Origin of the sequence: Kribbella sandramycini (assembly GCF_013131805.1) — a bacterium.
Taxonomy (GTDB): Bacteria; Actinomycetota; Actinomycetes; order Propionibacteriales; family Kribbellaceae; genus Kribbella; species Kribbella sandramycini.
Window position 1 is genome coordinate 193,258 of the sequence record NZ_JABJRC010000011.1, and the last position, 11,895, is coordinate 205,152.

Sequence of the window (11,895 nt, forward strand, 5' to 3'; positions counted from 1 at the left end):
TGTCCGAGTCGGTGGCTAGAGTCCCTTTCCTGGTTGCCGCTCGCTCGCGGGGCGGCGCCGCACGGGAGGAGTGAGCATGGACGCGACGTTGCTGGACGCGGAGGCCGAAGCGGCCGTGCTGCGCGTCTACCGTCAGGTGTTCGCGGTGCTCGCCCGCGAGGCCGGGGCGATGATCGTCGATCCCGACCTGCTGGACGCCGATCAAGCGATCCTGGATGCGTTCGCCGAGGCCGGTAGCGACGGGCTGACCGTCGAGCAGGCGACGCTCGCCTGCCGCGCCTATCCACACGACGTGATCGTGCGCCGCTTCGACGTCCTGCGGCAGTACGGCGCGATCACCAAACTCGTCGACCGGCCGAACGAGCTGCGCCACCGCGCCGCCTTCGCGCCGTACGTGATGCTGATGTTCCTGCGCCGGATGTCGGTTCAGGGCGGCCAGGCCGAGCTGCACCAGCTGCTGACGCTGGAGGCGCACAGCGTCAGCGATCCGAAGTCCACCGAGGACGACGGGCTCGCCTCGATCGAGCGGCTGACCAAGGTCTTCCGGCTCCTCGGCAACGAGCTCGCCATCCTGGTCGCGACCAGCACCACGCCCCAGCTGCGGGAGAACGCGCAGCTCGCGTGGGGTAACGAGCGTCTGATCGAGCAGGCCGAGACCGTGCACCGGATCGTCCTGGGCCGCTGGCCGACGCTGCACCGCGCCTGTACTTCGCTCCGGATGTCGCTCGCGGCGTACGCCGACGCGGTTCAGCTGGCCGCGGGGCGCCTGGTCGAGCGCGCCGGGACGACGCGAGCGCTCGGCCTGCTGCCGATCGAGACCTGGCTGACGTTCACCCGCGGTAGCGAGCCGGATGCGCTGGCCGCCGTCCTGGATGGGCTGATCTTCGACGCGGCCGCGCCCGACTTCTCAGCGCAGGCGATGGTCGAGGCGGTCGAGACCGGCCGCCGTTCCGGGACGGCGCGGATGGCGCCGCCCCGGCCGACCGGCGAGGTGGAGGCGCCGGAGTCCGCGGCCGCGACCGACCGCGAGGAGCTGCGCGCCGAGGCGGAGCGAGTCCTGGCCGGTCGGCCGACGGTCGACATCGTCGAGGTGATCGACGACGCCGGTGACTGGGTGACCGCGCGCCGGGTGCTGGCCGAGCTGACCGCGGCTCACCTGCACGACGAGCTGGACTACGAGCTGGTCTGGTCCGACGGGATGCGCATCGACCCGGCCGCCGGGACGCCATGGGCGACCGAAGGCGTGTTCCGGCGGGTGACGCGATGAGTACGCCGTCCGAGGCGGTCGAGCGCCGGCTGTACAACGCGCTCTGGTGGGCGAAGGTCCAATCGGCCGGTCCGCTCGAGGTCGAGCCGGACACTCCGGCCGTGGCTGGGTTGACCCGCGCAGCGACGCCCGACGGCGCCAAGGTGTGGCTCGTGCCGACGATGCCGTCCGGTGCCGGTCACACGGTGCTCGAAGAGCTTGGCGCGCCCCCGGTCGCCGTCGAACAGCCGAACGAGACGGCCCGCGTGCTGGCGATCTGCGTGACCTGCTGTTGGGCGGATCGCAGTGGTTCCGCCTGGCCCGGTACGACGGGGACGCTCGTCCAGATCAGGTCCGTGTACGCCGCCATGCGCGGCCGCGCCGAGCAATCGAGTGACCTGACCCTGATCATCGGCAGCCTGCGCCGCCTGCACGCCACGCACTGGATCCGGTGGAACGAGAAGGCCGGTGAGGTTCGGCTCGGTCCACGTGTCATCACCTGGGACGCCGGCGATCAGGCCGCCCTCCGGGATCTCTGCCGCCACCTCCCCGATCCGCCGCCCGCCGTCCTCGCGGAGGCGCCGGCCGCCGAGCCCGAGCCCGATCCGGTCCTCGCCACCGAGGAGGCCGCTGATGAGTGAGCAGCATGCGCTCTTCGATCCGCTCCTGCAGGATCTGAGCGACCGCGCCCGGGACGAGGTGCTCGCCGCGTTCAGCGCTGCCCAGTACGCCGCGCATCCGGTCGCCGAGGTGCAGCTGGCCGGGCTGCGCGATGTGACGCTGCGCCGACAGGTGCAGAAGATGCTGAAGCTGATCGGGCGCACACTTGTCCATGTCGACGGCACGCATTGGACGGCCGGATACGCCGACGACATCGCCGAGGCCCTCACCGCACAAGGGTGGCAGCCGCTGTCGGTCGTCGACCGGGCCGTACTCGTGCTGGTGCTGATCCACTCGGTCGCGATCCCGCGCAGCGAAGGCATCCTGACCGGCGACAGCTGGAAGTCGGCCCGCCCGACGACCGTCGACGAGCTACGAACGACCCGGATCAGTGGTGAGGAGCGGCGGCTGGCGCTGCAGCGGCTCCGAGCCGCCGGTCTGATCCAGCTGTCCGGCGACCACTCCGGTGGTCCCAGTTATATCCCCGGCCCGCAGTTGCAGCGGCTCACACCGGCGGCCCGGCGCCGCCTACAGGACCAGCTCATCCTGGCCGCCGCCCCGGCGAGCCCGATCGCGGAGGCTATCCGCGCCCGCAACGGCACCGCCACGACCTTGGATGTCGCGACCAGCACGGAACCGGAAGAAGGAGTCGCATGAGTAGCGCGGTGGAGGACGGTCCGTTCGACATCCTCGGGTCGAAGGTGCTGCTCGGTGTCCAGGTCGTCGACCTGTCCCGGCTGTCGACGCACCCGATCCCGATGGTCGGCCAGGGCCTGGTCACGGTGGCCGGCCAGGGCCCGACCGACTCGAACGGCGCCGGCAAGTCGTCTTGGATCGCGGCGCTCAGCCTGCTGCACGCCGACGACCAGTGGCGGCTGACGAGTGGCGCGCCCGGTGCGGCGGAGCTGCTGTTCACCGCCGAGGCCGCCGGCCAGGAGGGCAACTGGTCGAATGTCGACCGCGGCTACATCGTCGGCGTCTTCTCCGACCCGGAGCTGACCGAGCTCGACGAGATCGAGGCGGCCGCGATCACCGTCTGGATCCGGATCAACCGCAAGGCGTCGTACCTCGACCTGCGCTGGAAACAAGGTCTGCATGTCCCGTACGGCGTGACGGAGGCCGAGCGGGCCGCGGGCGCCGACGCGCTCTGGGCCGCGCTGCCGCACTCGAACGGCCGCACGGACTTCCACGCCAACAAGTTGTCGACCGTGCTGTACGGCGGTCAGGTGCGGTGCGTCTCCTTCTTGTCGACGTCCGTCCGCTCCAGCCCCACGGCGAACCTGCTGGCCGAGCCGCTCAACGAGCTCGGTCCGGCCCGGATCTTCAACGCGATCGCCACGCTGACCGGTCTCGACCACGAGCTGGAGCAGGAGCAGGCGCATCGCTCGGCCGAGCACACGCAGCGCGAGGCGACCAAACAGGCGACGGCAGATCTGCAGCGCTGGGAGCAGGAGATGGCCGCCGTCGAGGCGGGCATTCTGCAGCGCGGCGCCGCGCGGGACGCGCTGGCCGCGGCCAAGGAGTCCTGGCAGGCGCGCAACGCGCGGCACCTGATCGACGGCGACGCGCGGAACGCCGAGATCCTGGAGGAGCTCGGCACGCTGGACGAGCGCGTCGCCGAGCAGGAGGCGCGCCGGGAGGCGGTCGACGCCGAGATCGATGCCTTTGGCAACGAAGAGGTACTGCTCCGGGATGTGCAGCTGACCCGCCAGGAGCGCGACAAACTCGACGCGCGGGACCGCGAGCTCGATCTCGCGCAGCGGTCGGTGCGCGAACAGCTGGAGCGGCTCGGCCAGGAGCACCGCAAGCTGCTGGACGCCGGTCGCTCGGCGGATGGCCGTGACCTCGATGCCGCCGGTCAGGAGCAGGCCGAGGCGCGGGAGGCGCTCGAAGAGCACATCGGGCGGGATCACGCGGCCCGGTCCGCGATCGATGCCGCGAAGGCCGAGCTGCGCGAAGCGGAGAGCGGGCAGACCGTTTCCGCAGCTCAGCAACAGGTTCTGGAGACGGCCGGGCTCGAATGCGGCGCACTCACCGACATCACCGAGCTGGCCGAGTCCGAGCGCGCCGAGTGGGAGCCGCGCCTGGCGCCGTATCGGGAGGCCGTCGTCATCGACGCCGGTGACGCGGTGGTCGCGTCGACCGCGCTGGCGGACGCCGGGTATGCCGGTTTCCTGCTGGTGCTGGCGAATCGGCCCGGCGCGAAAGCCAAACGGGGTAAGGGCGGGCCGGCTTCGGCCGATGAGCGCTTCACCCTGGACACGTTCTTCGCGACGCTCGCCGAGCGGGCCTCGAAGGAGAACATCGACGACGTCGCCGGCGTTGTCGCGGTCGGCCAGTTCGACGAGCCGCTGACCGGGCGCACGGCGCGGATCCAGGCAGCTGGTCGTCGCGTCGACGCTGCGGTTGAGGCGCGCGCGGTCGCCGCAGCCGCGCTGGAGCAGGCGCGTGCCCGGGTCGAGCAGGCAGAGCGTCGTACGGCGGCCGCCCGTGCGCTCGCCGATGCGGATGCCGTCCAGGAGCAGATTCTCGCGCTCCGCGAGAGCATCGACCGCCACGAGACCGACCGCGACTCGCTCGCCCCGCAGCTGCAGGCCGCGAAGGAGTCGGCCGAGGCGGCCGCCGGTCAGCAGCTGGTCCGCGACGAGCGGCTGAAGAACCTGGAGTCCACGCGGCGCGACCACGAGCGCATCCTCGACGACCTGACCGCGCGGCGGCTGCGCTTGCTCGAAGAGCAAACCGGTCTCGACCTGACTGCCCGCGTCACGGCTTGGGGTGCGACTCCGGCCGAGGCCGACGAGTTCCTGCTCGGGCTGCCCGACGACGCGCAACGGCGTACGACCGCCGACTGGAATCACCAGGCCTGCACGCAGCTCGACGACGTCATCCGCCGCTGCTTCCCGAATGCCAGCGCCCGCGAGGAGATCCCGGCCGAGCTGCGAGAGATCCTCAGCGGTCCGGACGGCTGGACGAACGGCACGCTCGGGGCGCGCGTCGGCCTGGTCCCCGCGTTGCACCGGACGTTGAGCAGCCATCTCGCGCAGCACGAGACCTTCGACAGCTTGCAGCAACAGCAGATCGCGACGCAGCGCGCCGAGCGGCATGCCGCGCTCGAACGGGCCCGCGAAGGCCTGGGCGAGGCGGAGAGCACAGCCCGCGCACACCGCGCCTCACTTGCCGACGGCATCAAAGCGCGCTTGCGCCTGGTGTCGCAGGAGTTCGACCGGCTCGACCAGCAGTACGGCGGCTACGGCGCGAAACTCGAGTTCCCCGAGCCCGATCCGCCCGCCGAGCCCGACAAGCCGTGGCGGTGGACGGTCACGCCGAAGTGGCGGCGTTCGGAGGGCGGCCCGTTCTCGGCGTTCAACGTCAAGGGCAACACCGCGCAGATGGACGAGAAGGCGGTGAAGCTGGTCTGCGCGGCCGCGCTGGCCGGCGGGTCCGACCGGCCGCTGTTGCTGATCCTCGACGAGCTGGGTCGCAACCTCGGCTCCCAGCACCGCCGGGAGGCCGTGGCGCTGTTCGAGCAGATCGGCCGCGACCGCAACATCACGGTGATCGGCGCGCTGCAGGACGACATGGAGCGGTACGCGCTCGCGTCGTCCAGGCTGTATGTGAAGCTCCGCCGAAGCTCGGACACGATGGCGTACAACCAGTCGCCGGTCGTCAAGGGCAACGAGGAGTACGCCGCGCGGGTCGAGTTGCTGCGCGAGTGGCTGGAGTCGTACCGCGGCGCCACGCCGACGCTGGAAGCCTCGCCGACCCTCACGTAGTCGGACACTTTCCCACAGAAACAATCATCTGAACTCTTGACCTGTTCGGGCCCGTCGCCATACTGACGGGTGAGAGCGCTCTCTTCCCTACCGCCCCAGGGAGACCCCCAGATGACCTCCACGCAATCCCGTCATGCCTTGTCCCGTCGGGCCCTGCCCATCCGAGTTCTGCTCCTGGTGATCGCAGTACTCGCGGCCGTGCTGGTGCCCACACCTGCCGAGGCGTTCGTGCCGAAGCCGCCGCCGTTGACGACGCCGTGGACCAATCAGGTCTCGGTGACGAATCCGCTGCCGGAGTACCCGCGGCCGCAGCTCACCCGCTCCGAATGGCAGAGCCTGAACGGCGTCTGGCAGTTCGCGCCGACGAGCAACCTGAACAATCCGCCGATCGGTGGGACGCTGGCCGAGGAGGTGCTCGTCCCCTACCCGATCGAGTCGGCGCTGTCCGGCATCATGCGGCACGAGAACCGGATGTACTACAAGCGGAACTTCACCGTCCCGGCCGGCTGGTCCGGGCGCGACGTCCAGCTGAACTTCGGCGCCGTGATGTGGCAATCGAAGGTCTGGGTGAACGGCGTCCTGCTCGGCACCCACGAAGGTGGGTACGACGCGTTCTCGTACAACATCACGTCGGCGCTGCGGGCCGGCAGCAACGAGATCATCGTCGGCGTCTGGGCTCCGGTGGACGTCGAGGACATTCCGCTCGGCAAACAACGGTTGAATCGCGGCGGCATCTGGTACACGCCGTCGTCCGGGATCTGGCAGACCGTCTGGCTGGAGCCAACCCAATCCACTTGGGTGAAGCGGCTCGACACCACACCGAACGTCGCCGCCGGCGGTCTCGATCTGAACGTCCAGGCGTCTGCCGCCGGGCAGCCGGTCCGTGCCCAGGTCCTGTCCGGTGGCCAGGTAGTCGGCGAGGCGATCGGCGTGAGCGGTACGTCGTTCCGCGTGCCGGTGCCGAACGCGCGGCTCTGGTCGCCGGACGATCCGTTCCTCTACGACCTCAAGGTAACGCTCGGAAACGACTCCGTCGGCGGGTACTTCGGGATGCGGTCGGTCGGGAAGGCGATGATCGGCGGGTTCTTGCGGCCGACGCTGAACGGCAAGTTCGTCTTCCAGCTCGGCACTCTCGACCAGGGCTACTGGCCGGACGGTCTCTACACCGCTCCGACGGACGCCGCGCTGCGGTTCGACCTCGAGCAGCAGAAGGCGCTCGGCTTCAACATGGTCCGCAAGCACATCAAGGTCGAGCCGGCGCGCTGGTTCTACTGGGCCGACCGGCTCGGGCTGATGGTCCTGCAGGACATGCCGTCGCTGGTGGCCGGCCGCAACGCGTCCGCGACCGGCGAGGCGCGGTACGAGTCCGAACTGCGGCGGATGATCGACAACCACAAGCAGATCACCTCGATCGTGCAGTGGATCCCGTTCAACGAGGGCTGGGGTGAGTTCCAGTCCGGCCGGATCGCCGATCTGGTGAAGAGCCTCGACCCGACCCGCCTGGTCAATCACAACTCCGGGTCGAACTGCTGCGACTCCGATCCCGATCCGGGGAACGGCGATGTCATCGACGACCACATGTACGTCGGTCCCGGGCTCGCGCGGGCGCCGTCCAGTACGCGCATCCTGCAGCTCGGCGAGTACGGCGGCCTCGGCCTGCACGTCCCCGGTCACGAGTGGCCGAGCGGCAACAGCTTCGCCTACGAGATGCTGCCGAACAGCGCTGCCCTGACCAATCGGTACGCGCAGATCACCAGCCAGCTGCCCGATCTGATCAACGGCTCCGGGCTGTCGGGTTCGGTCTACACCGAGCCGACCGACGTCGAGGACGAGATCAACGGCTTCTACACCTATGACCGCCAGGTGCAGAAGATGGACTTCGCGCGCGTCCGCGCCGTCCATCAGCAGGTGCTGGCCGCCGCGAACGGGACAGCTTTGCCGACCGGCAAGCTGGTCTCGTTCCGAGTGACTACGCCGAACTACACCAACCGCTACCTCCGGCATACCGGCGGTGTCGCGAACACCGAGGTCGTCGACGGCGCCAGCAGCCAGACGCTGAAGCAGGACGCCAGCTACTGGGTACGTGCGGGCCTGTCGAACAGCAGCTGCTTCTCGTTCGAGTCGCGGAACTTCCCCGGGCAGTACCTGCGCCAGCGGGATCAGCGTGTGTACAAGGAGGCCAACACCGGCGGCACGTTCGCGGCCGACGCGACCTTCTGTGCGCGCCCAGGCCTCAGCGGCGGCGGTACGTCGTTGGAGTCGGCAGCGCGGCCCGGTCAGTACCTGCGGCACCGCAGCTCGGAGGTGTGGGTCGACGGTGACACCGGCGGCTCGTTCCGCGACGACTCGACCTGGAACCTGGTGCCAGCCTGGTGGAAGAGCGGTGCCAGCCTCGCTGTCGGCCAGTCACGCACGCTCCGGGTCACTACCGCCGGCTACACCAACCGGGTGCTCAGACATCGGGAAAACCTGGCCCGGACAGATGTGGTCGACGCTGGCTCCGCACTGACCGATCGGCAGGACTCCAGCTTCATCGTGCGAGCTGGGCTCGCTGAGAGCACCTGCTACTCGCTGGAGTCGGTGAACTTCCCCGGGCAGTACCTGCGGCACAGCAACTACCGGCTGCAGAAAGCGACGAGCGACGGTAGCGACACCTTCCGCAAGGATGCGACGTTCTGCGCACAGCCTCCCTTGGCCGGAGGCGCCGGTAACGTGTCGCTGCAGTCGATCAACTACCCGACGCACTACGTCCGGCACGCCAGTGAGCTCGTGTACATCGCGACGGTCTCGGGAGCGAACGCCTGGGACGGCGGCGGCAGCTACAACGCCGACACGACCTGGACCGACCAGCCCGGCCTTGGAGGCTGACATGCGACTCATTACCTGGGCTGCCGCGACCAGTCTGCTCGCGGCGCTGCTGTCCCCTACTACTGCACCGGCTAATGCAGTAGAAGCCGCTCCGACCGCTGCGCAGGTGTGCGCGGTCTCCTGTGACACGCTCGATCCGTCGCGGGCACAGGAAGAGCTGTTCCCGGTACCCGAGAAAGTGCTCAATGGACGCCGCATCGTCCTGCACGTCTCCGATAAGGACGGGATGGCGTGGGGCAGCATCGACAACGGCTCCACCAACGATTCGGTCTGGCTCGACCGCAGCTGGGACGGCGGTGCCACCTGGGAGGGCCTCCTCGGCAAGGCGTGGATCCCATCCGGATGGACCGGGACGCGCACACTGATGTACAACCTGTCCGACCCAGGCGGCCACCGCCGCGGCATGATCCGCGCCTGCGGGGATGCCGCCGGCGTCGACTGCACCGCATGGGTGTATCCGTCGGTCTGTGCGGCGGCCTGTGACGGCAGCGACGGCCCGTCCGGCGACAACCAGCCGGTGCCTTCTGCGACGCTGGCCAACCGCCGGATCGCCCTGCACATCGACAACCGCGGAATGGCCTGGGCGACGCTCGACAACGGCAAAGCCGACGATGAGGTCTGGCTGGATCGCTCCTGGAACGAAGGCGCCTCCTGGCCCGGCGGCTCCTCTCTCGGCCGGGTCAGCGTCGGTGCCGGCGCGACGTCGGTCCGCACCAAGCTCTACGCCAGCACCGATCCCCGCTCCAAGCTGTACGGCGGCGTCGTCCGCGCGTGCGGCCGGGCCGTCGAAGGCCAGAACGGCGCCTGTACGGCGTGGGCGCGGCCGGCGTCCGATCGACTCGGTGCCGCAGCTGACGCGCTGATGTACGCCTATCAGCCGCACACCGCGTGGTGGCTGTCGAGCTGGTGGAACTCCGCGGTCGCGCTGACCACGGTGATGGACTACCAGCAGCGCACCCGGCGTACCGATCTGCGCTGGATCGTCAACGAGATGTACGAGAAGAACCGCGGTGTGTTCCCCGCTGGAGTGAAGAGTGGCGACGCACTGGAGGGGAACTTCATCTCGCGCGCGATCGACGACACCGAGTGGTGGGCGATCGCCTGGATCCAGGCCTATGACCTGACTGGGGAGCGCAAGTACCTCGACATGGCCGTGACGATCGCGAACTACGTCCAGGGCTATTGGGACACCGGGTCGTGTGGCGGCGGCGTGTGGTGGGACCGGGAGCGGACCTACAAGAACGCCGTCACCATCGGCCTCTACATCCGGATGACGGCGGCGCTGCACAACCGGCTCGCTGGTGACACGGTGTGGTTGCAGCGGGCCACCACCGGCTGGAACTGGTTCAAGAACAGCGGGATGATCAACTCGGCGGGCCTGGTGAACGACGGTCTGAACGGCTCGTGCGGTAACAACGGGCAGACTGTGTGGACGTACAACCAGGGCCTGGCGATCGGCGGCGCGCTGGAGCTGTGGCGGGCGACCGGGGACAGCGCGGTCCTCGCGAAGGCGCGGCAGCTGGGTGATGCGGCGATCTCCTCCTCGCTGCTCAGCCCGGGCGGGATCCTGACCGAGTCCTGCGACGCGGCCGGCACTTGTGACGACAACCAGAAACAGTTCAAGGGCATCTTCATGCGGTACCTGATGGATCTGGCCGACAGCACCGGCGATTCGGCGTACAAGACGTACGCGCAACGGCAGGCCGACTCGATCTGGCAGCACGATCGGGACGCGCTGAACCGCCTCGGTCAGCGGTGGGCCGCGGGCGGCGTCCGGGACTGGCGAACCCAGGCCAGCGGGCTGGGCGGACTCCTCGCGGCGACCCCGAAAAGCTGAGGTACTTCGGATGCTTATTTACTAAAACCGGACCCCGGTGGTCACCTCCGAACCACCGGTACCGCAGACTGGTCGGGTGGATGCTCCGGAGAACCGCTCAGGCTCTTCACGCCGAGTAGGCGGAACTCTGGCCAACCATCCGACCACCGGCGTACCGTCTGCTGCGCAGGATCGGCCGGCTCACGATCGGAGGGCGTGAATGGCATCGTGGCTGTTGCGCGCTCAGTGGGCCCATCGCGACGAGACCGTCGAGCAGCGCGCGCTCCGGGTGGACCGCACGCTGACGGCGGTCGCGGTCGCCTTCCCTGAGGTCCACGCCTGGACGCAGGACGAGCGCTGGGGGTACCACGTCCTGGAGGCGGACGGCTCGGTGCCACTCGAGGAGATGGTCGAGGCCACCACCAAGGTACTCGCCAACGGCTCCAGCACGACGCGCCTGCACCTCCAGAGCACCGGTGACCTGCCCTGGCTGTTCGACCTCTCGATGGGCGGCACGCTCACCACGGTCTCGGACCAGATCACGTTGCACTGGAGTGACGAGAGCGCCCTTGTGCACTCAGAGCGCTTCGCTCAGGTACTCCGAGCCGTCGTGTCGATCTGGGAGCCGGAGTGGGCCAGCATCGCCGACACCGAACTCGCCGCCGCGGCCGGGGTCTTTCGGCGCGGGATCCCGATGATGGGCTGGCTGACGTACGTCCGCGGCATGGTGGCCGGCGCGCACGGGATCGACATCCAGCTCACGCCGTTCGAGCGGGGCACTCTGCTGCAGGCACCGGTTGCGCCGGCGGATCTGACTCCGGTGCACATTTGCGCCGCGGCAGCGCTAGTCGGCATCGCTCCGGAAAGTTGATCGGTCCCAGGTCGCGTACTCCTCGGCGGTCGGGCGGTCGAAGAGGCCGTCGAACTCCTCCAGCTCCAGCCTGCTGAGCTCGAACACATCCGCGGGCCGATTCGCGTTCCGCGCCTCCAGACGCGACCAGAGCACCTCCAGCGGCGGATCGAGCACGATCAGCTCGGTCTCGGCGCCTAGATCCTTGGCCCGGGAGCGGAACAGATCACGCTCATCCGGACCCCAGCAGCCGTAGTCGAGGATGACATTGCCGCCCAGGGTGAGAACGCGCGCCGCAACGGACCACAGCAGCTCGGATTCCAGCACCCAGCGTTTGCCTTCGAACTCGCCGGCGCCGAACAGCGGCGCCATCCACTCGTCCGGTGTCAGCCGAACCGCGGAACGCTCGACCTCGAGCTCACGAGCAAGGGTGGACTTGCCGGCTCCCGGCAGCCCCACGATCAGAATCAGCTCCGCCATCCGCAGAGCTTAGAACCCGCGCGCAACCGCAGGCCACGTATTTTCGCCGGTACATGCCAAGGGCCACCCCTTTTACGGGGTGGCCCTTAACAGTGTGAAAGTCCGGCGGCGTCCTACTCTCCCACGACCTCCCGATCGCAGTACCATCGGCGCTGAAGGGCTTAACTTCCAGGTTCGGAATGGAGACTGGGTGTTTCCCCAA

The 11,895-nt window shown here is 69.1% G+C and carries 8 protein-coding genes and 1 rRNA gene; 7 read left to right on the forward strand and 2 right to left on the reverse strand.

The window, feature by feature from the left end:
• Positions 1-76 precede the first annotated feature (76 nt).
• The 7 genes from HPO96_RS34330 (at position 77) to HPO96_RS34360 (ending at position 11,234) form a co-directional block, all read left to right on the forward strand.
• Positions 77-1,267, forward strand: coding sequence for a hypothetical protein (locus tag HPO96_RS34330; protein ID WP_171678627.1), 1,191 nt, complete (start codon positions 77-79; stop codon positions 1,265-1,267).
• Positions 1,264-1,887 (forward strand): hypothetical protein, encoded by a 624-nt coding sequence (locus tag HPO96_RS34335; protein ID WP_171678628.1) that lies wholly within the window; start codon positions 1,264-1,266, stop codon positions 1,885-1,887. Before HPO96_RS34330 ends, HPO96_RS34335 begins: the two co-directional genes overlap by 4 nt.
• A complete protein-coding gene (locus HPO96_RS34340) occupies positions 1,880-2,563 on the forward strand; it encodes a hypothetical protein (protein WP_238355806.1) in 684 nt (227 codons plus the stop codon). The genes HPO96_RS34335 and HPO96_RS34340 overlap by 8 nt, the downstream gene beginning before the upstream one ends.
• Positions 2,560-5,679 (forward strand): coiled-coil domain-containing protein, encoded by a 3,120-nt coding sequence (locus HPO96_RS34345; RefSeq protein ID WP_171678629.1) that lies wholly within the window; start codon positions 2,560-2,562, stop codon positions 5,677-5,679. Before HPO96_RS34340 ends, HPO96_RS34345 begins: the two co-directional genes overlap by 4 nt.
• A gap of 111 nt (positions 5,680-5,790) precedes the next feature.
• Positions 5,791-8,547, forward strand: a complete 2,757-nt coding sequence (locus HPO96_RS34350; RefSeq protein ID WP_171678630.1) for an AbfB domain-containing protein — start codon at positions 5,791-5,793, stop codon at positions 8,545-8,547.
• A 1-nt stretch (position 8,548) separates the two neighbouring features.
• Entirely contained in the window at positions 8,549-10,384 is a 1,836-nt protein-coding gene (locus HPO96_RS38710) for a glycoside hydrolase family 76 protein (RefSeq protein ID WP_171678631.1), read from the forward strand.
• Positions 10,385-10,583: 199 nt separating this feature from the next.
• Positions 10,584-11,234 (forward strand): hypothetical protein, encoded by a 651-nt coding sequence (locus tag HPO96_RS34360; RefSeq protein WP_171678632.1) that lies wholly within the window; start codon positions 10,584-10,586, stop codon positions 11,232-11,234.
• On the opposite strand, the gene HPO96_RS34365 is transcribed toward HPO96_RS34360, so the two are convergent.
• Positions 11,208-11,693, reverse strand: a complete 486-nt coding sequence (locus HPO96_RS34365; protein ID WP_171678633.1) for a P-loop nucleotide/nucleoside kinase family protein — start codon at positions 11,691-11,693, stop codon at positions 11,208-11,210. The genes HPO96_RS34360 and HPO96_RS34365 overlap by 27 nt on opposite strands.
• 100 nt (positions 11,694-11,793) lie before the next feature.
• Positions 11,794-11,895, reverse strand: a 5S ribosomal RNA gene (gene rrf / locus HPO96_RS34370); the annotation flags it as partial.